Source organism: Arthrobacter sp. NPDC056493 (assembly GCF_042795115.1).
Lineage (GTDB): Bacteria > Actinomycetota > Actinomycetes > Actinomycetales > Micrococcaceae > Arthrobacter.
In genome coordinates, this window is sequence record NZ_JBHTSL010000066.1 from 1 (window position 1) to 21,346 (window position 21,346).

A 21,346-nucleotide genomic window follows, 5' to 3' on the forward strand; every position below is an offset into this window, starting at 1 on the left:
GCTACCAGCCGAAAAAACAAAACACCCCCGGTCCGTAGACCGGGGGTGTAGCCGATGTCTCGGGACATCTGTAGTCGATGTCCCGAGACTTCACATGGCGGAGAATGGGGGATTTGAACCCCCGAGGGCGTTAACCCAACACGCGTTCCAGGCGTGCGCCATAGGCCGCTAGGCGAATTCTCCAGCTGCTCTTGAACCAAAAGCAGATACTAGGATACCTGAACTTTCCGGCATCTCCCAATCGGCCGAAAATGGTGCCATGTCCCAGCTGCACGCGCTCGTGATCTACGTTCCCGATTCCCACACCGAGGCGGTGCTCACTGCCATCGGAAACGCCGGCGCCGGCCGCCTGGGCGACTATTCACACTGCTCTTTCAGCGCGCCTGGCACGGGACGTTTCACCCCCTTGCCAGGCGCCCGTCCCTTCATCGGCACCACAGGCATCCCGGAGGAAGTGTCCGAGGTCCGGATCGAGTGCATCGTGGAAGAGGACGTGCTCGACGCCGTCGTCCTGGGATTGCGGCAGGCCCACCCCTATGAGGAGCCGGCGTTCATGAGCTGGCCCGTGAACGGGCACCGCTAAGACGACGGCGGGTGCCCGCGGCAGCCCCACCGGAGCCGATTCGGGCCACGCCCAAAGTTCGGGTAAAGTATCTGACGGCCCCTCATGTGGCGTCATCCTGTTGAACTCCCCCAGGACCGGAAGGTAGCAAGGGTAGATGGGCTCTGGCGGGTGCATGAGGGGTCTCTTATTTAATGTCAGTCCCTATAGGTAGGTTTTCCCTGTGACTGTTACAACTGCCCTTTACCGCAGGTACCGCCCGGACTCGTTCGCGGACGTTATCGGGCAGGAACATGTCACGGAGCCGCTGATGACGGCGCTGCGCAAGAACCGCGTGAACCACGCCTACCTTTTCTCCGGCCCGCGCGGCTGCGGCAAGACCACGTCGGCCCGCATCCTGGCCCGCTGCCTCAACTGCGCGAAAGGCCCCACGGACACCCCGTGCGGTGTCTGCCCCAGCTGCATCGAACTTGCCCGCGGCGGTGCCGGCTCCCTCGACGTCATCGAGATCGACGCCGCCAGCCACGGCGGTGTGGATGACGCCCGCGACCTCCGCGAACGGGCCACTTATGCCCCGGTGCGGGACCGCTACAAGATCTTCATCATTGACGAGGCCCACATGGTCACCTCAGCGGGCTTCAACGCGCTACTGAAAATCGTCGAAGAGCCGCCGGAACACATCAAGTTCATCTTCGCCACCACCGAGCCGGACAAGGTCATCGGCACCATCCGCTCGCGCACGCACCACTACCCGTTCCGGCTGGTGCCGCCGGAGCCGCTCATGGCGTACCTCGAGCAGCTCTGCCACCAGGAAAACGTCCCGGTGGCCCCCGGAGTGCTGTCGCTGGTAATCCGGGCCGGTGCGGGGTCCGTGCGGGACTCGCTGTCCGTGCTGGACCAGCTCATGGCGGGCGCCGGACCCAACGGCCTCGATTACGAGCTTGCCGTGGCACTCCTCGGTTACACCCACGCCTCGCTGCTGGACGACGTCGTCGAAGCCATCGCCGCTTCCGATGCCGCCACGGTCTTCCGCGCCGTGGACCGCGTCATTCAAACCGGGCACGATCCCCGCCGCTTCGTGGAAGACCTGCTGGAGCGCTTCCGGGACCTCATCATCGTCCAGGCCATGCCGGAAAGCGCCCAGGCCATCCTCCGCGGCATGCCGGCCGACCAGATCGCCCGGATGCAGAGCCAGGCCCACAATCTCGGCGCGGCCGAGCTGTCGCGCGCGGCCGACGTCACCAACACCGCACTGACGGAGATGACGGGTGCCACGTCGCCGCGGCTGCACCTGGAACTTCTCTGCGCCCGTATCCTGCTGCCCAGCTCCGAGCAGACCGAGCGCGGCATTGCTGCCCGGATCGACCGCGTGGAGCGTCGCCTGAACTATGCGGGGTCCGACGCCGGAGCTCCGGCCGCCGCTGCGGTTGGGCCGGCCGCTGCGGCGCCGGCGGCCGCCGCCCCTGCGCCTGCAGCGGCTCCGGCGGCTCCGGCGGCTCCGGTTGCTCCCGTGGCTCCGGTTGCTCAAGCAGCGGCTTCTGCGGCTGTTCCGCCTGCCGTTCCGGTTACTCCCGCTGCCTCGGCCGCTCCCGCGCCGGCCTCGGCTCAGGGCGCGCCGCAACTACAGGGACCGCCCAGCATCCAGGCCGCACCCGCCGCTGAGGACGCGCCCGGACGGGAAGCCCTGGCGGCACCGCGAATCACCACTGGTGACTGGCCAATGGATGACGCCGCCGCACTTGACCGCCGCCCAGCCCCGGACTCACACGGCGGCGAGAACCGCGGGCCGGCGGCCCAGCGGCCAGCCGATTCGCCGGCATCCGCCGCAGGTCCTGAACAGGCGCAGCGCCAACAGACCCAGCACGAACAGCGCCAGCGGCCGGAGCCGGCGGCGGCACAGGCGGCCCCGTCTGCCCCCGCCCCGCAGCCCCACGCACAGCCTTCTTCCGGCGCAGCCACTGCCGGTGCGGCTCCCGCCGGGTCGCATGCCGACGTCGAGGTACTCCGCCGCGCCTGGCCCGAGGTCCTGCAGACCCTGGCAAAGATCAAGCGGAGCACGTGGGCACTCGTGGAGCCCAACGCCCAGGTGGGCCAGTTCGACGGCCAGGTCCTGACGCTCGTCTTCAGCACTTCCGGGCTGGCCGGCGCCTTCGGCAGGGCAGACCACTCCGAGAATCTGCGCCAGGCCATTCACAAAACGATCGGCATCGACTGCCAGATCACCGCGATGGCAGGCGCCGGCAGCTCAGCGAGCTCTGAACCAAACCCAAAAGCGCCTACTAGCCGGGATATTCCGGCTACCACCACCGACGCCGACTGGGGCTTGGCACCCAACGCGGATGGCCGCGGACGGCAGGAGCCTGCCCCGGTACACGCGGAGGCAGCAGCGGCCGCACCGGCGTCGCCAGTGCCGGCTGCCGTGCCCGCCCCGGGGAATGCTTCTCCGTCTTCGTCGGCCACCCCAGCGGTATCCGTGCCGCAGTGGTCCGGGCCAACGATCACGCCGTCCCTGCCGGACGCAGCAGCCCCCGCCGGCGCCGGAAGCGCTCCGGGCGCATCCGGCACGGCTGCGCCCGCTGCCCCGGCCGCATCTGTCGGCACCGGCAGCCCTGCCGGAGCGTCGGGCCGTGGACTGTCCGCACCCGCCGCGCAGCCTGTTTCCGCCCAGGAGAAGACGGCACACGGTCTGCAACAGCAGGAATCCGGCGACTACTCCTATCCAGATGACGACTGGGGACCTCCGCTGGACGAGGACGCCCCTCCGCTGGATGAAGAGCCTCCCATGGACTGGGAGCCGTCACGCCAGTGGCAGGGCAGCCCTGCACCATCGGCGGGGCCGGAGATTAAGGCGCCAGCGCCGAAGCCGCCTGTCGAGTCCGCACCGTCCGCTGCGCAAACCCATGCAGAAAGTGCCGCCCCGGTCCAGGCAGACCGCCAGCCGGCTCCAGGCGCCTCGGCCGATCCATGGACCCGTGCTGTGGAGCAGACACCTGGTGTGTGGGCCCTCAGTTCCGAGAGCAACGTGGGCAAATACCCGGGGGCTGGCAACGACCGCGACGAGCAGCCCACCGGCTCCGCTGCACCGGTGTACCCACCCGCCGCCGCGCAGCCGCCTAACAACGGCGGTCCTGCCGCTGGAGGCCGGCCCTCCGCTGCGCCGGGTGAAAGCGCCCGGGGCGAGCGCGCCCCGGACCCTGCCGTGAGCGCCCCTGCGGAGAGTGCGCCGGAAATTGCCGGGCGCGATGTCCCGGAGTTCGAACCTGCCTACGCCATGGCGTCCGCGCCGGCGACTGCCGGCCACGAGTACGGTGCACCCACCCCGGCCCAGGGTGTCCGCGCGCCTGCCGTGACTGCTGCCACCGACGCCGCCCCGGTCCGGGTACCCGTGTTCGCGTCCGGCCCCGGACCAGCGATGCAGGCACGACCAGCGATGCAGGCGGGACCGGCGATTCAGGCGGGACCCAAAGCTCAGCCAGGGTCTGCAGCTCAAGCCGGGCCGGCGGTTGCCGCTGCCCGCACCGCTGCACCGGAGCCAGCATCCGAGGCTCCCGCCAGGGGCAAGCTGAGCCTCTACCAGAGGCTCTCCAACAGCCCGGAGGCCGAGGCGGGCAGGGCCAAGGCGCCCGTGCGGAGCACGGAGGAACCTGCGCCATACGTGCAGGACATCCCCAGCGCCGACGACGAAACCATCGAGGAATCGGGCGTCTTTGGCCGTGCCGCCGTCGAGCGTATTCTGGGCGGAAAGCTCATCGAAGAACGGTCGCTGGGCGGCAGCCCCCTGGCGCCCCGGTATTAGGCGGCGGCACCCGGCCGTGAAGCGGCTCCCGCCCGAAGCGAGGACCCGGGCCGGGCGGGCCGCCCCGCGACGTCCCGGTGCCCCGCCTGGTGGCACCGGCCAACTTCAACCAAGCAATCGAGGAAAAAGTGTACGAGGGTGCAGTTCAGGAGCTGATCGACGAGCTCGGACGCCTTCCCGGTGTGGGACCGAAGTCTGCGCAGCGGCTGGCGTTCCACATCCTGGAGGCAGACCCCCAGGACATGAAGCGCCTGGTGGAGGCCATCACCACCGTTAAGGAACGGGTCAAGTTCTGCACCGCCTGCGGCAACGTGACCGAGCAGGAACTGTGCAACATTTGCCGCGACCCGAGACGCGACCCTTCGGTCATCTGCGTCGTGGAGGAGTCCAAGGATGTACTGGCTGTGGAGCGCACCCGATCATTCCGGGGCCGCTACCACGTGCTCGGCGGTGCGATTAACCCGATTGCCGGCGTCGGCCCGGAGCAGCTGCGGATCCGCGAACTCCTCAACCGGCTCAGTGACGGCGCCGTCCAGGAGATCATCATCGCCACCGACCCGAACCTTGAGGGCGAGGCCACGGCCACCTATCTGGCACGCATGCTGCAGTCCATAGGAATCGCGGTCACCCGTCTCGCTTCCGGGCTGCCTGTGGGCGGCGACCTCGAGTACGCGGACGAAGTCACCCTGGGCAGGGCGTTCGAGGGCCGCCGGAACGCCCTCAGCTGACAGCAAGGGTCATAATTCCACAGCGGGCGGACGGCGGCGATAAACTGATCAAACCAGTATGCCGCCGTGCCGCAAGGCCGCCTGGCCTCCAGAACTCCAATTTGATCCAGTGAGGGTGCACGCATGAGTATGCCCAGTACCGATGTGAAATCCGAACCGCGGCCGCAGGAACTGCCCGCAGATGCTGCTGTCACCGCGCAGCTTATTGTGCAGAAGTTCGGCGGCTCCTCGGTGGCGGACGCTGAAGGCATCAAGCGTGTGGCCAGGCGCGTGGTCGACGCCCAGAAGGCCGGCAACGAAGTCGTTGTCGTCGTCTCCGCGATGGGTGACACCACCGACGAACTCCTTGACCTTGCCGCCCAGGTCACCGACTCGGCACCGGCCCGCGAGATGGACATGCTCCTCTCCGCCGGTGAGCGCATCTCCATGGCCCTGCTGGCCATGGCCATCAACAAGTTCGGCGCGTCCGCGCAGTCCTTCACGGGTTCCCAGGCCGGCATGATCACGGACGGGATCCACGGCAAGGCCCGGATCATCGACGTCGATCCGCACCGCATCCGCACCGCCCTGGACAAGGGGCACATTGCCATCGTCGCCGGCTTCCAGGGCATGAGCCGCTCCACCAACGAGATCACCACGCTCGGCCGCGGCGGCTCGGACACGACGGCGGTGGCCCTTGCCGCAGCCCTCGAGGCCGACGTCTGCGAGATCTACACCGACGTCGACGGCATCTACACCGCTGACCCCCGCGTCGTTCCGTCAGCCCAGAAAATCGACCGCATCTCCAGTGAGGAAATGCTGGAACTGGCCGCCTCCGGGGCCAAGATCCTCCACCTCCGGTGCGTCGAATACGCCCGGCGGTTCGGCGTGCCGCTGCATGTCCGTTCCTCATTCAGCCAGAACGAAGGCACCTGGGTCCTGCCCGGCGCCGATGACAAGATCACGACTCAAGAGGGAGTTGCCTTGGAGCAGCCAATCATCTCCGGTGTTGCACACGACCGCTCGGAAGCAAAGGTCACCGTTGTGGGTGTTCCGGACATCCCGGGCAAGGCGGCCGCGATCTTCCAGGTCATTGCGGACGCCCACTCGAACATCGACATGATCGTCCAGAACGTCTCCACGCACGGCACCGGCAGGACCGATATCTCCTTCACCCTGCCCATCGTCGAGGGCGCCGACGCCCTTGCCGCCCTCCGTGCTGCGCAGGCCGAGATCGGTTTCGAAAGCATCGAGTACAACGAGCAGATCGGCAAGCTGTCGCTGATCGGTGCCGGCATGCGCTCCCACCCCGGGGTTTCGGCCACGTTCTTCAAGGCCCTGTCCGCCGCAGGCATCAACATCAACATGATCTCCACGTCGGAAATCCGCATTTCCGTGGTGACCCATGCTGACCTGCTCGATGACGCCGTCCGCGCCATCCACAAGGCATTCGACCTGGACAGCGAAGCCGTCGCCACCGTCTACGGCGGCACCGGCCGCTAAAGCGCCTCGAAGACAGAAGCCCGGTGCGTTCGCGCACCGGGCTTCTTCATTTGATGACGCTTGTCACTTATCCAGATCGCCCTTGCGGACAGCATAGTGGTGCCCTTCCGAGTCAGTCTCGACTTCGAACTGGGCCAAATCATCTTCGGAAGCATGCTCATAAGTGTCGTGCAGGTGAACCACCGGCGCAGCTGAATCGCCTACGGCGGCAGGGCCGAATACGAACCGGAGCCTATCTGTCAGGTTCATGAAGCCAGTGAGCACATGTGCCACAAGTCCCACCCCCTTCCCTGCTTGAAGGCGTCAGAGCGTCTGCCCTTCGATTGCCAGTGCCCTTATTTTACGCCGGGACCCCGGAAATGAACCCCGGCCGGAATGGTTCGGCAACCGGCATGGTTCAGCAACCGGCCTGGTTAACGGCTGGCACTTCAGCGCCTGCTAGCGCAGCGACTTGTCGTCCGGGTTGCGCGGCACAACGTATGTGCTGCCGTCCGGGCGGTGGATAGTTTCCCACTGCTGGGTTTCGGCCTCGCGCTGCGCGAGAAGTTTGCGGTTCTCCTCGGTCATGTCGTGCACCAGCGAACTCCTGTGGGCGGGGCCAAAAACCGCCCTGAGCCTGCCTGTTGCCCGCATGAACCGCTGTGCGGCGTTCTCTTTTGCCACGGTATCCACTCCATTTCGGGACTGCTGCCACTATCAAGGATACACGAACGATTAGTGCACTAACGATCACGCAACCTGCGCTGCCCAGTTCTGGCATCCTGGCGTTAAAGCACGACGCCGGGACTCACAACCAGCGGTGAGTCCCGGCGTCGTACGTCCTGGGATCAGGTGCACTACGGCACCGGGCGCACCGCCACCGGTGAGCGGACGGTGTTGTCGCCTGAGGTCCACGTCAGGGACCCGGTGGAGTACGCATTCAGCGCAGCCCCTGCGGTAGTGAAGGTGATGGTGAACGTGGCACTTTCACCCTCGGCCAGCGTCACTTCTGCCGGACTGACGGTGGCGGTGATGCCCGGAACCTTAATCGTCGCCCGGTACGTTCCTGCCGTCACCGCCGTGACCGACCGCGTGACGGTCTGGCTGCCGGACATGGCGCCCAGCGCCACAGACGGAAGGTTGACGTCCTTGGCTGCGATGGGGGCGACGCCAAGGTCGATTCCCTGCCCCTGGAGGAAGCCCATCCAGTCACTGATGCCGGCGTCGTACACGAGTCCCGGGGAGTCGAACCGGGCGGGATCAACCTGGCCGGAGCCCTGGGCAAAGACGTCATGCGAGTCGGCGCCCTTGGCATCAACCAGGTCGTAGGCCGTGGTCATGATTGCGGACTTCACGGCTGCGGGGGACCATTGCGGGTTCTTGCCCAACAGCAGGGCTCCCGAGCCGGCGATGTGCGGCGACGCCATGGACGTGCCGGACAGGAAGCCAAAGCTCTCGCCGTTGAAGCCTATGGGCGAAACAGCAGCCAGCACTGCCACGCCGGGAGCTGCCACGTCCGGCTTGAGCAGGTCTCCGTCGGAGGCCAGGGTCGGGCCGCGCGAGGAGAATTCGGCGATCTGCGGCACGGGCGGGGGTTCGGCCCCCGTGGTGTCGGTTGCCTTAAGGCTTGCCGTCATGCCCGGCGTTGCAGCCACCACGTCCTTGATCTTCGGGTCGCCCACATGGACAGTGGGCACGCTGTGCAGGTCGGCGTCGAGCGAGCCCGGCGTCAGGTTGACCAGGACCATGCCCACACCGCCTGCGCGCTTGACCTCGGCGCTCTTGTCAACGCGTGCCACCACGCCGCGGTCGCAGACCACGATCTTGTCGGCAACCTTGGCGGGGTCCAGCGAGTTCGGCGCACACAGTGCCGCGTCCGTAGCCAGGGCGGCTGCCGCCTTCACATCCACAGCCAGCACAATCGGCTTGGAGTCCACCTCGCTGCCCATGACGCTTGCACCGGCGAATTTGCTTCCGTCCGACAGTTCCGCGGTTCCGCGCAGCGTGTTGTCGAACGTCGAGGCGGCCACGCTGGTGATCCAGGGGCCGGCATGGTTGACCGTTGAGGCCGTCGGGCCGGAGTTGCCGGCGGAGGCAGCCACGAAGATCCCTGCGGCCGCGGCGTTAAGGAAAGCAAGGGAAACGGCGTCGGTGGTGGAGTTGTTGTTTCCCGAGATGGAGAAGTTCAGCACGTCCACGCCGTCGAGGACGGCATCCTGGATGGCGTTGAGAATGTCTGATTCAACGCACCCGGTGGCCTCCGGAATGGCGCCCTCCCAGCAAACCTTGTAGACGGCGATCTTTGCCGCCGGCGCAACGCCGGAGCTCTTGCCGAAGTCGCGCCCGCCGGCCGTCTGGGTGACATCGTTGTTTCCGGCTGCGGTGCTGGCCGTATGTGATCCGTGGCCGCTGACGTCCAGCGGCGAGAACTTCTCATTCGGGGAAATGAATTGCGGGGGAACCGCGGCCCTGTAGGCCTTGTCGTAGAACCGGGCACCGATGACCTTGCTGTTGCATTCCGTGCCGTCGAACCCGTCACCGGCCACGCAGTCACCCACGAAGGTCCCGCCGTTGGCCTTGCGCATCGCGATCACGTTGCCCTGAAGGTGGTACGGCTCGCCAACATTCGGTGTGCCGGACAGCGGATCAACCGGGTCACCCGCGAAGAACGGGTTATCCGGCGTGTAGCCGGTGTCAATCATGCCCACGACGATGCCCTTGCCAGCCTCATCCGGACCACCGAACTGCTTGTCCCACACGCCGTCGCCGCCGGGCAGTCCGAGGAAGTCTGTGCTTGAGTAGTCCGGTTTGCGCATGCTGTCCGGGACCACGGCCAGGACGTCGCCGTCACCCGCGAGCGCCTTCGCCTGAGCCGCGGACAGGATCGCACTGAAGCCGTTGAGGGCCAGGGTATAGCTCCTGCTGATGGTCACGCCCCTGGACGCTGCCTCCTGCCGCTGCTTGGCCTTCAGGTGGGCATCGTATTTGCGTGAGTTGGGACCCGACGGGTTCAGCTTCTTTCCCTTCGGCACCGCCGTCCCGGGCATGCCGGGGACTCCGCCGGCGTAGGTGGCCAGCGGTTTGTCCTTGAGCATCACGATGTAGTGGCCGTCGTCGAGCGGGGTTGCCGCCGGCTGCGCGGCGGTTGGCTGGAAAGCGGCCGGCTGCGCCGATGCCGGCGCCGGAGCCGCCGCCGTTGGTCCGGCGAGGCCCTGGCCGATGACCATGGCAAGGGCTACGGCGAATACGGCCGGCAGCCTTCGGCTGTGTCCGGGGCGGGTAGTGGATTGCTGGGGGATCATGGGGGATGCCTTCCTTGGTTCAGGACCTGTAGACCTTCGGTCCCACGAACTGGACGCTCTGCCCCCCATGGGCGTCATCACTATATGGTTATGCCGCGCACCCGTTGATGTCAGAAAGATACCGCGGACGCCCCCAAGAATCGATACCCTTCCGTTAGCAATTGCCGGGTACCGTTATCCGCCTGTACCGGACCGCCGGGGGCCCCGACGGTAGAATGGGAAAAACTTGAGGAGACCCGGCATGCGCAAGCAACTGATTTCTGTGCTGCTCGCCCTCGCAGCGATGGGCGGTCTCGCGGCCTGCACCCCGAACAACGGAACCGGCCAGCCTTCGGCCACGCCGGGAACCACCACCGGCTCCCCCGGGACCTCGTCGCCAGGGACTGCAGCCCCCGGCACCGAAACCCCCAGCACCGGCACTCCCGGTACCCCGTCGCCCGGTATTACACCGCCCGACGCCGAAACGACAGTCCCGGCGCCCGCGCCCCCTTCCGCTTCTCCCCTGCCGTCCGGACCCGGCGCCGGCGATGCCGAACTGTCCATCACGGTCAAGGCGTCGAAGGACGGCAAGGCCGTCAACTACACGCTGGTCTGCAAGGACGGCGCGCCGATGGCAGAGAGCCAGCACCCCAACGCAGCCGCAGCCTGCACGGCCCTGAAGAACAACGCCGCCATCGTGAACGCCGCCGCCCCGCCGAAGGGCATCTCCTGCACACAGCAGTACGGCGGACCGCAGGTGGCCACCGTGACCGGCGAAGTCAACGGCACCCCGGTGGAGACCTCCTTCGCCCTGCGGGACGGCTGCCAGATCGGTGCCTGGAATGCCGCGAAGGACATCCTCGGTGCTGCAGGCGGGGCGCTTTAGCACTGTGGCAGGCACCCTATTGACGATCCCCGCTGTCCAGGTCCTCTCCCCCGGCGGCTGGAGGGAACGGGAAGCCGCCCACGTCCACAGGGTGCGCCGGTACGCCGATCCCTACCTTGCCCGCCGCTCTGCGGGGAGGAAGCACCCCGTAGAGGACTTCCTCTTCACGTACTACACGCAAAAGCCCGGCCAGCTGCTGCGCTGGCATCCCGGGGACGGCGCAGTGCTCGCCGGAACTGAGGCTGCCGCCCGCAAGGACTGGAAGTACTACAAAGCGCTCGACGGCGCCCGGCTGGCCACCGCGGGCCTGCCGGCCGGCAGCACCGCGGTGGCGTTCGACCGGGAGGCTTTCCTGGCCGAACGGCGCGACGCCCTCGTGTTTGCCCGGATCATTCTCGCCGGAACGGCCGCCCGGCCGGCACAGTTCGGCTGCTTCGGCCTGCATGAATGGGCCATGGTCTACCGGCAGGAGAAATTCGAGCTGCGCCACGAGTACCTCAAGCTCCGGCTGGGTGGTACGGGCACGGACAAGGTGGTTGAGGACAACAGAATCCGCTGCTCGCACTTCGATGCGTTCCGGTTCTACACACCCGACGCCGTGCCCCTGAACGAGCTTTCGCCCAGCCGGGAGAACCAGCGGACCATGGAGCAGCCGGGCTGCCTGCACGCCAACATGGACCTCTACAAGTGGGCGTACAAACTCTCGCCGGCCCTGCCGAGCGAACTCGTGATGGACTGCTTTGAGCTGTCGTGGCGGGTGCGGGCGATGGACATGCAGGCCTCCCCCTATGACCTCACAGACTGGGGCTACCCCGCGATTCCGATCGAGACGCCCGAAGGCAAGGCTGCCTACGTGGAGCAGCAACGCGCCTTCTCGGCCGAAGCCCAGGAGCTGCGCAGCCGGCTGCTTGCAGCCCTCACGCCGCTCTTCGACAGCCTGGGAACGGAGACGGAACGATGAGCGATACACCCGCATCGCCGGGCCGGGGCCCGGACACCGGCCCATACCTGGCCCCGAACCTCGACCTGACCGTCGCCCTCACCCACTCGCCCGGCGGTCCGGAACACGTCTTTGTCCTCGTCAGCCGTTCCGGCCGGCTGGTGGAATCAACGCTGCCGGATCCGCCGGCGGCGATTGCCGCCGTCGAACGCTTCGGCGAACGGATCTTCTTCCCGGAACCCGGCCCGCCCAAACTGTGCACCCAGCAGTACGGCGGCCCCCAGGTTGCAGTGGTCACCGGCACCTTCAACGGCCGCACGGTCAACTCCCGGTTTTCCCTGACGGACGGGTGTGAAATTGGCCGCTGGCGGGCGCTGTCCCCGCTCCTGGGCGGGGTGGCGGGGTCCACGGGCGCCATCTGAGCTGCCCGAATCTCCTTAAGTTCCTGGCCGCGGTCCAAGACGAGTTTTTGTCCACATATCGCGACTTGCGGGGCGTTCAGCGCCCATTATCTGGACGAAAACTCCAACCGAACGCACAGCGAAGGCCGGCGGGACTCTGGCATGTTGCGCCACGCCCGCCGGCCTTCGCTGTGGGGCCCTTTCGGGGGCCCGGTTCCGGGACCTTCCTAGATGGAGTTATCCGGTGACCGCGTCAGGTCCTCGTTCTGGACCTTCCCCTGTTCCTTCTTTTTCTTCGGATCTTCCGAAGCCGGTGCAACCGCGACGGCGCCGCCCGCTGCCACCACAACGCTCACGAACGTCGGGGAACTGGCCCCGTCGAAGGTGATCCGTCCGATGTAGGAGCCGGGAGCCAGGTTCTTCCAGGTGAGGGCGAGCTTCCCGCTGAGCCCGTTCGCAAGGCGGACTGGGTCAGGAGTCACGGTGGCGTTGCCCTCATTTGCCCCCAGGACCGCAGCGTCCACGGAGGCCTTGGTTGCCTGTTGGTTGGGACTGTCGTAGAGATTCACGAACATCCGGTAGGTGCCCGCAGCGGGGTTCGGAATCGAGACGGACTCGCTCGCCGACGACGTGGCGACGACAATTCCCTGGCCGTCCGGGGTGACCACCACCATGTCGAAGTCGGCGCTCTCATCCGCGGAAATCACGGACAGCTTGGCCAGGGGCACGCCCGCCGGAACTTCCACCGTCTTAACGAAGTTCGACGCATCCGCCTCGTACCGGAAGGGACCGGGCACGAGTTCGATGGCGGAGGAGTCCGCTTTCGACAGGCCGTCGAGCGTCACGTTCGTCGGCGAGTTCGTGCCCGAGACGATGCCGATGTTCCCGGAACCGTTGGCCCCCTGGGAGGTGAACGCAATGTTCTTGGGAGCCACCACCGACTGCGGCCGGACGGCGATCGGTGAGGTCACCGTCTTGTTGGCACCCCGCCACGTGAGCGAACCCGCGGCGAACGCGCCCAGCTTGGCGCTTTGGTTTTCAAACGCCACCTTGAACGTGCGCTTCTCGCCGGCCGCATTGAAGGACAGGACCGACGGCGTCACCGTCACTTTCACTCCGGGCACGCTGGCCTTGGCGCTGTAGACGCCCGGCGTCAGCGCTGTCACCGTGCGGGTGACCTCGATCCTGCCGGCCAGGTTTCCGAGTGAGAAGGACGGGACGTTCATGTCACGGGGCCGGGTGCTGCCGAGGCCTGCGATGCCCAGGTCCATGCCGGTGCCCTGGATGAACCGCAGGTAATCGTCGGTGCTGGCGTCGTACACGAGGCCCGGGTCCAGGACGCGGGCGGGATCGACCTGCCCTGCGCCGGTGGCGAGGACGTCCGTGTTCCTGCTGCCGTCTGCGAGCTTGACGTCACTGGCGGTGGTCATCATGGCGGACTTCACGGCGGCCGGGGACCAGGTGGGGTTCTTGCCCAGGATGAGGGCACCGAAGCCGGCCACGTGGGGTGATGCCATGGATGTGCCGGACATGAAACCGAACTGGTCGCCGCCGGACCCGATCGGCGAGACGCCGGCCAGGACAGCCACGCCGGGTGCGGCGACGTCGGGCTTCAGCAGGTCGGAGTCGGTGGCGAGGAGCGGTCCGCGCGAGGAGAAGCCGGCGATCTGTGGCTGTGCCTCGGCGGGGAGTCCCGTGGTGTCCTTGTTGACCAGGGAAACCGTGATGGCCGGGTTCGCCGTCACTTTGGCTTTGATGGCCCCCGTGGCGGGCGGGTTCACGTGCACGGTGGGGACGGAATGCTTGTCGGCGTCCAGCGATGATGCGGTCAGGTTGACGAGGATCATGCCAACACCGCCGCCCCGCGCAACCTCGGCGCTCTTGGCCACCCTGTCGTAGACGCCGCGGTCACAGACCACCACCTTGCCGGCAATCTTGGCGGGGTCGAGTGAGCCGGGGGCACACAGTGCAGGGTCGGCGGCCTGTCCGGAAGCTGCGTTGGCGGCAAGCACAACGCCCGCGCCGGCCACTTCACGGTTCATGATGCTGGCGCCGCGGTACTTGCTGCCGTCGGAGAACTCCACGGTGCCCTGCAGCTCCTGGGAGAAGCTGCTGGCCGCAACGGTGGTGACCCACGGTTCGCCGTGGTTCACCGTGCTTGCCTCAGGACCGGAGTTGCCCGCGGAGGTGGCCACGAAGATGCCGGCCGAAGCGGCGGACAGGAACGCCATGGACACCGGGTCCGTGGTGGTCGAAGTGGTGCCCGAGATCGAGTAGTTCAGGACGTCCACGCCGTCGAGTACGGCCTGGTTGATGGCGTCCACTGAGGACGACGTGTAGCAGCCGCCGGTGCTGGGATCGTTGTCCTCCCAGCAGATCTTGTAGATGGAAAGCTTGGCTGCCGGTGCGATGCCGCCGGTCAGGCCGAAGCTGCGGCCGTCAACGAAGGTTTCGACGTCGGCGTTGCCGGCCGCGGTGCTGGCCGTGTGGGTTCCGTGGCTTCCCACGTCCACGGGCGAGATCAGTTCCTCCGGCGCCCGGTCCGGCTTGGCCACGGAATCCTCGAAGGCGTCGGAGAAGTACCTGGCACTCAGGACCTTGGAGTTGCAGGCTGTTCCGTTGAACTTTTCACCCTTCTGGCACTCGCCCTCGAAGGTGCTGCCGTCGGCCTTCAGCATCGCGATGTTGCCGCCGGCGGTGCGGTAGGGAACACCCACCTGCGGATTGCCCTTGAGCGGCGCCACATCCTGGCCGGCGAAGAACTGGCTTCCCGGCGTGTAGCCGGAGTCGATAACGCCAACCACTACGCCTTTGCCGGCGCCCGCTTTGCCGCCGAACTGCGTGTTCCACGTGCCCTTGGTGCCGCTGAGCTTGAGGAAGTCCGTGGTGGAGTAGTCCGGGGCCTGCTGGGTGTCCGGTGCCACCGCGAGGACCCCGGGGTCCTTGGCCAGGTTCACGGCCTGGTCGGCGGTGAGCGTGGCGCTGAAGCCGTTGAGTGCCGCCGTGTATTTGCGGCGGATCTGCACGCTTTCCTTCTCGGCCAGCGCGGCCTGCTTCGCCTCAAGGTGGGCCTGGTACTTGCGCACCTCTGCCCGGTCGGCGTCGAGCTTGCCCCCGGACCGCGGCTTCGTGGCCTGCAGGCCCGGCGTGCCGCCCTCGTAGGTGGCGGCGGGCTTCTCGGTCAGGACCACGATGTAGCGGCCGGCGGAGTAGCTGTTGGGGTCGACGTTCTTTTGCTGTGCGGCCGGTGCCGCAACCCGCGACGGCGCCGCGGCTGCCGGCAGCGCGCCGACTGACGAAAGGAGCAAAGGCAAGCCGACAACCAGTGCCGCTGCTTTCCGGGCCCCCCGGCTTCGGAAGAAGCTATTTCCTGCTGATTTCACGAGTGGTTTGAACCTTTCATAAAGGAACAGCCCCGGCTACATTGCCGGGCGCAGGCGGCAACGACACGTGAAGATGACAGGTCCTGTCGATCCCAGCAATCGTTGACCGATCCCCACAGTACCTACTGAGAGCCGTATATGACATAGGCGACAATCCAGAATTTACTTTTTTGTCATTGCCTTCGACAGCGGCATCAAAAAGCAGGCTGGCGCCCGGAAAGGGCACCCGCCTGAGGAGTGAAAACTTGTTCTGGCGCCCGCTTGCGGAGCCAGAGCGCCGATCTACGGCCGGGCAGCTACTGCCGCGGTGTGCGGACCACCTCGCTGATCCACTGGCGCGTCTTCTCGTCCACGGGACCGGCAACCCGGTCCTGGCCCCGCCCAACACCGGCCCGGCCTGCGCTGTTCCGGCGGGCCGCACGGTCGGCCTTGATCTTCTGGATCACCATCCTGCCGAGGCCGGCGAACACGGCGACGGCCAGCACCGGCAACAGGACGGATTTCGGTTTCTCAGCCATTCCGCAATCCTACTGAGGCTGCCCACGGCGGGCCAGAGCCGGCGTCGTTCTTCCCTTGCTCCGGCGTCCGCCGACCCGAATACGAAAGTGGTGCGCCGCGGCCGGTAGAATAGGCATGCAAGCTCGCGGAGCGCCCGTCCACACCATGCCATTTGAATGCCCAGCCATTTGAACCGGCCAGGCAACTTCAGGAATGGCGTGAGACGGCACCACTCCGCTGCGCCCTTACCCAATGCACATGCACAGGAGTTACCGGATGCCCCGGATCGTTGTCGACGTCATGCCCAAGCCCGAGATTCTGGACCCGCAGGGGAAGGCCATCGTGGGAGCACTCCCCCGCCTGGGCTTCACCAGCTTTAGCTCTGTACGCCAGGGCAAGCGTTTCGAACTGACCGTTGACGGCGAGGTGACCGAGGACATCCTGGCCCAGGCCCGCGAGGCCGCCGAAACCCTGCTGTCCAACCCCGTGATCGAGGACGTCGTCAACGTCGAGGTCGTCGAGGCCTGAAATGACTGAACTTCCCCTGATCGGCGAGGCAGTCGCCGTCGCCGCCGACGCTCCTGGTGCTCGCAGGCTCGCTGGCGCGCGGATCGGCGTCGTCACGTTCCCCGGCACCCTCGATGACCGTGACGCCGCCCGCGCGGTCCGCCTGGCAGGCGCCACACCCGTGGCGCTCTGGCACGCGGACACGGAACTGGGCGACGTGGACGCCGTCGTGATCCCCGGCGGGTTCTCCTATGGCGACTACCTGCGCGCCGGGGCCATCTCGCGCTTCGCGCCGCTGATGTCCAGGATCATCGACGCCGCCAACTCCGATGCGAAGCTGCCCGTGCTCGGCATCTGCAACGGCTTCCAGATCCTGACCGAGTCGCACCTGCTGCCCGGGTCCATGATCAAGAACGACCACCTGAAGTTCATGTGCCGCGACCAGGTGCTGCGGGTGGAGAACAACAGCACCGACTGGACGCTTGACTACACGGCGGGCCAGGAGATCACGGTGCCGCTGAAGAACCAGGACGGCCAGTACATCGCCGACGAGAAGACCCTGGACGCGCTCGAGGCGGAGGGCCGCGTGGTGTTCCGCTACGTAGGCTTCAACCCGAACGGCTCCCGCCGCGACATCGCCGGCATCTCCAACACCGCCGGCAACGTGGTGGGCCTCATGCCCCACCCGGAGCACGCCGTGGAAGTGGGCTTCGGCCCCCAGTCGCTGGACGGCATCGGCGGGACGGACACCGACGGCCTGGGCTTCTTCACCTCGGTACTGAACAAGATTGTGGGAGCGAACAAATGACCGGGATCTCGACCAGCTCGATCACCGAGGCCAAGAAGTTCAACATCGACACCGTCGAGAACGCGGCCAAGACGCCGGACACCGAACTGCCGTGGGCGGAACTGGGCCTGAAGCGCAATGAGTTCGACGAGATCGTCAAGGTTCTGGGCCGCCGCCCGACCGGCGCGGAACTCGCCATGTACTCCGTGATGTGGAGCGAGCACTGCTCCTACAAGTCCTCGAAGAACCACCTGCGCCAGTTCGGCGAGAAGGTGACCGACGAGATGAAGAAGGACATGCTGGTGGGCATCGGCGAAAACGCCGGCGTCACCAACCTGGGCGACGGCTGGGCCGTGACCTTCAAGATCGAGTCCCACAACTCGCCGTCGTTCGTGGAACCCTACCAGGGTGCCGCCACCGGCATCGGCGGGATCGTCCGAGACATCATCTCCATGGGCGCACGCCCGGTTGCCGTGATGGATCCGCTGCGTTTCGGCGCCATCGACCACCCGGACACCGCCCGCGTCATGCACGGCGCGGTCGCGGGTATCGGCGGCTACGGCAACTCCCTGGGCCTGCCGAACATCGGCGGCGAAATGGTCTTCGACTCGGTGTACCAGGGCAACCCGCTGGTCAATGCCCTCGCCGTGGGCGTAATGCGCCACGAGGACATCCGCCTCGCCAACGCGTCCGGCAAGGGCAACAAGGTGGTGCTGTTCGGTGCGCGCACCGGCGGCGACGGCATCGGGGGCGCTTCCGTGCTCGCCTCGGAGTCCTTCGACGACACCAAGCCGTCCAAGCGGCCTGCTGTCCAGGTGGGCGACCCGTTCGCTGAGAAGGTCCTCATCGAGTGCTGCCTTGAACTGTTCAAGGGCTCGCTGGTGGAGGGCATCCAGGACCTCGGCGCCGCTGGCATCTCCTGCGCCACGTCCGAGCTCGCCTCCAACGGTGACGGCGGCATGGACGTTGAACTGACCTCTGTCCTGCTGCGCGACCCCACCCTGACCCCGGGTGAGATCCTGATGTCCGAGTCCCAGGAACGCATGATGGCCGTGGTGACGCCGGAGAACGTCGAGGCGTTCGAAGCCGTCATGGACAAGTGGGCCGTGGAGTACGCCTGGCTGGGCGAGGTGACCGACAGCGGCCGCCTGATCATCACGTGGGAAGGCGAAGTCATTGTCGACGTCGACCCGCGCACCGTGGCGCACGACGGTCCGGTCTACGACCGCCCATTTGCCCGCCCGGAGTGGCAGGACGCCGTCCAGGCCGATCAGTTCACCGGTTCCGTGCAGGACGCCGGCCGCCCCTCCGCCCCGGCGGAACTGGCCGCGGCCGTCACCGAGCTCGTTGCCTCGCCGAACATGTGCGACAAGTCCTGGATCACCAACCAGTACGACCGGTACGTCGGCGGCAACACCGCCATGGCGTTCCCGGACGACGCCGGCGTGGTGCGCGTGGATGAGGAATCCGGCCTGGGCGTGGCCCTGGCCACCGACGCCAACGGACGCTACACCTACTTGGACCCGTACCACGGCGCCCAGCTGGCACTGGCTGAGGCCTACCGCAACGTGGCCACGTCCGGCGCTGTGCCGATGGCCGTCAGCGACTGCCTGAACTTCGGTTCCCCCGAGGACCCGGACGTCATGTGGCAGCTGGCCGAGGCCATCCGCGGCCTCTCCGACGCCTGCATGGTGCTGGGCATCCCGGTCACCGGCGGCAACGTCTCGCTGTACAACCAGACCGGCACCACGCCGATCCACCCCTCCCCCGTGGTGGCAGTGCTGGGCAAGCTCGACGACGTCGCCCGCCGCACGCCGTCGGGCTGGCGGGAAGACGGCGCAGCCATCTACCTGCTGGGTACCACGGCCGCCGAACTGGACGGCTCGGAGTGGTCCAACCTGCGCGGCCACCTCGGCGGCCTGCCCCCCAAGGTTGACCTCGAGGCCGAACGCGCACTGGGCGAGATCCTGATCAACGCGTCCCGCGACGGCATGGTGGACTCGGCCCACGACCTCTCCGAGGGCGGCCTTGCCGCAGCCCTCGTGGAATCCTCGCTGCGCTACGGCGTGGGTGCCCGGATCGCGCTGCAGGATGTCCTGGACCGCGACGGCGTGGACCTCTTCACCGCGCTGTTCTCCGAGACCCAGGGCCGCGCCGTCGTGAGCGTTCCGCGTTCCGAGGAGGTCCGCTTCAAGGACATGTGCACCGCCCGCGGCTTCGAGCACCTGCGCATCGGCGTGGTGGACGCAGCCAGCGGACAGCTGGAGATCAACGGTGTGGACACGCTCTCGCTGGACGCGCTCCGCGAAGCCCACGAGGCCACGCTGCCGAAGTACTTCGGCTAGGAGCCCCCTCCCCATCGATTGCTCCGTAACTGCCCTTTTGACCCGTCAGAACGGCAGTTACGGAGCAATCGATCGTTAACGGCCGGGCCGCCAGCCGGCCTGGACCAGTGCGCTGCGGACCTTGGCTACGGCCGACTTGCCGTCATTTAACATGTGGCGCTTGGAGATGCGGACTTCCGTCCAACCCAGCGCTGAGTACCGTTCCGACCGCGCAATGTCCCGCTCAATCTGCAACCCGTCACCGTGGTGTTCGCCCTCATACTCGACGCCGATGCGGTACTGCTTGTAGGACAGATCCGGCTCATGGTGACGCCTGCCGTCTTCAGAAAGAATCGGCACATTCAGCTCCGGCTCCGGAAGCCCCGCGCGGATAATCGCCATCCGAAGCAGGGTCTCCTGCGGTGAGTCCGACCCAACCCGGATGAGCATGATGGCCTCTTTTGCCTTTCGCAGCCCCCGCTTTCCCTTATGCCGGTCGATCATTCGCTGCAGGTCCGCCAGCGTACACAGCGGCTGGTTCCGGCCCTCCAACTCCGGACGCGGGACACGCACACAGCTGTCACCCGCCACAACAAGCTCATCCACGCTCAGCATTTCGGCGAGATCCAGCCACGTTCGTTCCGGTGTGGTGACGGGGATGCCGTCCAGAACCGTGACTTCATCGTCGTAGAGTTTCATCCGGTGCACGATGACGTGCGGCCGGTTCAGATGGGCCGCCCCCTCGGGTCTGATGATGTCGAACATGTCGGACGCCCCCTTCTGCCGTCGTCGCGGCAGGTTGAGGAGCTCCGCCGCCGTGAGGTGCGATGCGGCGCACCGCTCATTGACCTCGATGAAGGGCCGCACCCTGACGCACAAGGCGAGCTCCGCCGTCGGGCTTTCGGCACGGATTCCCCTGCCCAACGTGGTGAGCGAGCGGTGCCGGAGCCGTTTCGAAGTGATGCCCGCGCGGCCGGCCTCACCAACGGTAAACGGCCGGTCCTGGAATCTGTTCGGTAATGGGCGTGCGGTCTTCATTGGTACATAAGAACAGAAAGGACTCCAGCCCTGCAGGAGTTATCCACAGCCTCCATCCGTTGCTCCGTAACTGCCGTTTTGAGCGGCCAAAACGGCAGCTACGGAGCAGTCGATGAGATTAGTCCTCGCTGTGGATCTCCCGCTGCCGGGCACTCAGCAGCTCCAGTTCGGGGCGGTAGGCCACAAAGCGCTCGACGGCGGTGAGCACCTCCACGAGGTGCGCGCGGTCCGCGGCGACCAGTCCGGCGCCGATCCTCGTGCGGCGGTACTGGTCGTGGTCCCCCACCTCGGCCACGGAAACGTCGTAGCGCCGCTTGACCTCGGCCAGCAGCGGCCGCACCACGGACCGCTTCTCCTTGAGGCTGTGCACGTCGCCGAGGAGGATGTCGAACTCGATCCAGCCGATCCACATGCCGTTAATGCTAGCGACGGCGCTCAGATGGTGAGTTCGCCCATCGCGTCCCAGCCTTCGCCGTCGAGCTGCCGGCTGATGATGCGCGGGGTCTCGGCGAGAGCCTGTGGCATGTCCGCCATGGCCTTCTTGAAGTGGGCGCTGCTGACGTGGTCACCGGCGGCATCGTCCTTGAACGCCTCCACCAGGACAAACTCATTGGGGTCGTCCACGCTGCGGGACCAGTCGAACCACAGGTTGCCCGGCTCCTGGCGGGTGGCCTCGGTGAAGTCGGCCACGAGCCCGAGCCACTTGTCGGACCAGTCTGGCTTGACCTTGAACTTGACGACGATGAATATCACG

Annotated in this window: 18 protein-coding genes, 1 tRNA gene and 1 other RNA gene; 11 read left to right on the forward strand and 9 right to left on the reverse strand. The window is 66.8% G+C overall.

The window, feature by feature from the left end:
* Positions 1 to 95: 95 nt before the first annotated feature.
* Positions 96 to 183: transfer RNA gene (locus ACFQ50_RS20630), tRNA-Ser, on the reverse strand.
* 76 nt (positions 184 to 259) lie between these two features.
* On the opposite strand from ACFQ50_RS20630, the gene ACFQ50_RS20635 reads away from it, so the two are divergent.
* The 5 genes from ACFQ50_RS20635 to ACFQ50_RS20655 all read left to right on the forward strand — a co-directional run bounded on the left by ACFQ50_RS20635 (position 260) and on the right by ACFQ50_RS20655 (position 6,568).
* Positions 260 to 583 (forward strand): hypothetical protein, encoded by a 324-nt coding sequence (locus tag ACFQ50_RS20635; protein ID WP_377997490.1) that lies wholly within the window; start codon positions 260 to 262, stop codon positions 581 to 583.
* Between the two features lie 73 nt (positions 584 to 656).
* An RNA gene (ffs, locus tag ACFQ50_RS20640) (signal recognition particle sRNA small type) lies at positions 657 to 753 on the forward strand.
* 32 nt (positions 754 to 785) lie between these two features.
* The gene (locus ACFQ50_RS20645; protein ID WP_377997491.1) at positions 786 to 4,358 is read left to right on the forward strand and encodes a DNA polymerase III subunit gamma and tau; all 3,573 of its coding nucleotides are present in this window, start codon (positions 786 to 788) and stop codon (positions 4,356 to 4,358) included.
* A 128-nt stretch (positions 4,359 to 4,486) separates the two neighbouring features.
* The gene (gene recR, locus ACFQ50_RS20650; RefSeq protein ID WP_111902426.1) at positions 4,487 to 5,086 is read left to right on the forward strand and encodes a recombination mediator RecR; all 600 of its coding nucleotides are present in this window, start codon (positions 4,487 to 4,489) and stop codon (positions 5,084 to 5,086) included.
* Between the two features lie 123 nt (positions 5,087 to 5,209).
* Entirely contained in the window at positions 5,210 to 6,568 is a 1,359-nt protein-coding gene (locus ACFQ50_RS20655; protein WP_377997492.1) for an aspartate kinase, read from the forward strand.
* A 63-nt stretch (positions 6,569 to 6,631) separates the two neighbouring features.
* Here ACFQ50_RS20655 and ACFQ50_RS20660 read toward each other — a convergent pair whose 3' ends face one another.
* The 3 genes from ACFQ50_RS20660 to ACFQ50_RS20670 all read right to left on the reverse strand — a co-directional run bounded on the left by ACFQ50_RS20660 (position 6,632) and on the right by ACFQ50_RS20670 (position 9,849).
* A complete protein-coding gene (locus ACFQ50_RS20660; RefSeq protein ID WP_377997493.1) occupies positions 6,632 to 6,817 on the reverse strand; it encodes a hypothetical protein in 186 nt (61 codons plus the stop codon).
* A gap of 189 nt (positions 6,818 to 7,006) precedes the next feature.
* A complete protein-coding gene (locus ACFQ50_RS20665; protein WP_377997513.1) occupies positions 7,007 to 7,201 on the reverse strand; it encodes a hypothetical protein in 195 nt (64 codons plus the stop codon).
* Between the two features lie 203 nt (positions 7,202 to 7,404).
* Positions 7,405 to 9,849, reverse strand: a complete 2,445-nt coding sequence (locus ACFQ50_RS20670) for a S8 family peptidase (RefSeq protein WP_377997494.1) — start codon at positions 9,847 to 9,849, stop codon at positions 7,405 to 7,407.
* A 241-nt stretch (positions 9,850 to 10,090) separates the two neighbouring features.
* On the opposite strand from ACFQ50_RS20670, the gene ACFQ50_RS20675 reads away from it, so the two are divergent.
* From ACFQ50_RS20675 to ACFQ50_RS20685, 3 genes are read left to right on the forward strand one after another with little or no spacing between them, the layout of a single operon-like run.
* Entirely contained in the window at positions 10,091 to 10,714 is a 624-nt protein-coding gene (locus tag ACFQ50_RS20675) for an SSI family serine proteinase inhibitor (protein WP_377997495.1), read from the forward strand.
* Positions 10,671 to 11,675: a 3-methyladenine DNA glycosylase gene (locus ACFQ50_RS20680; protein ID WP_377997496.1), complete on the forward strand. Its 1,005-nt coding sequence runs from the start codon at positions 10,671 to 10,673 to the stop codon at positions 11,673 to 11,675. The genes ACFQ50_RS20675 and ACFQ50_RS20680 overlap by 44 nt, the downstream gene beginning before the upstream one ends.
* Complete coding sequence (locus ACFQ50_RS20685; protein ID WP_377997497.1) at positions 11,672 to 12,076, forward strand: serine protease inhibitor; 405 nt, start codon at positions 11,672 to 11,674, stop codon at positions 12,074 to 12,076. Before ACFQ50_RS20680 ends, ACFQ50_RS20685 begins: the two co-directional genes overlap by 4 nt.
* 206 nt (positions 12,077 to 12,282) lie before the next feature.
* Here ACFQ50_RS20685 and ACFQ50_RS20690 read toward each other — a convergent pair whose 3' ends face one another.
* Entirely contained in the window at positions 12,283 to 15,363 is a 3,081-nt protein-coding gene (locus ACFQ50_RS20690; protein WP_377997514.1) for a S8 family serine peptidase, read from the reverse strand.
* A 371-nt stretch (positions 15,364 to 15,734) separates the two neighbouring features.
* Entirely contained in the window at positions 15,735 to 15,956 is a 222-nt protein-coding gene (locus ACFQ50_RS20695; RefSeq protein WP_377997498.1) for a hypothetical protein, read from the reverse strand.
* A gap of 256 nt (positions 15,957 to 16,212) precedes the next feature.
* On the opposite strand from ACFQ50_RS20695, the gene purS reads away from it, so the two are divergent.
* From purS to purL, 3 genes are read left to right on the forward strand one after another with little or no spacing between them, the layout of a single operon-like run.
* A complete protein-coding gene (purS, locus tag ACFQ50_RS20700; protein WP_214852382.1) occupies positions 16,213 to 16,464 on the forward strand; it encodes a phosphoribosylformylglycinamidine synthase subunit PurS in 252 nt (83 codons plus the stop codon).
* A 1-nt stretch (position 16,465) separates the two neighbouring features.
* Entirely contained in the window at positions 16,466 to 17,251 is a 786-nt protein-coding gene (gene purQ, locus ACFQ50_RS20705) for a phosphoribosylformylglycinamidine synthase subunit PurQ (protein ID WP_377997499.1), read from the forward strand.
* Complete coding sequence (gene purL / locus ACFQ50_RS20710) at positions 17,248 to 19,575, forward strand: phosphoribosylformylglycinamidine synthase subunit PurL (protein ID WP_377997500.1); 2,328 nt, start codon at positions 17,248 to 17,250, stop codon at positions 19,573 to 19,575. Before purQ ends, purL begins: the two co-directional genes overlap by 4 nt.
* A gap of 75 nt (positions 19,576 to 19,650) precedes the next feature.
* On the opposite strand, the gene ACFQ50_RS20715 is transcribed toward purL, so the two are convergent.
* The 3 genes from ACFQ50_RS20715 to ACFQ50_RS20725 form a co-directional block, all read right to left on the reverse strand.
* A complete protein-coding gene (locus tag ACFQ50_RS20715) occupies positions 19,651 to 20,592 on the reverse strand; it encodes a hypothetical protein (protein ID WP_377997501.1) in 942 nt (313 codons plus the stop codon).
* A gap of 118 nt (positions 20,593 to 20,710) precedes the next feature.
* The gene (locus tag ACFQ50_RS20720) at positions 20,711 to 21,004 is read right to left on the reverse strand and encodes a DUF503 domain-containing protein (RefSeq protein ID WP_111904856.1); all 294 of its coding nucleotides are present in this window, start codon (positions 21,002 to 21,004) and stop codon (positions 20,711 to 20,713) included.
* 23 nt (positions 21,005 to 21,027) lie between these two features.
* Positions 21,028 to 21,345, reverse strand: coding sequence for a putative quinol monooxygenase (locus ACFQ50_RS20725; protein ID WP_377997502.1), 318 nt, complete (start codon positions 21,343 to 21,345; stop codon positions 21,028 to 21,030).
* Position 21,346: the final 1 nt, after the last annotated feature.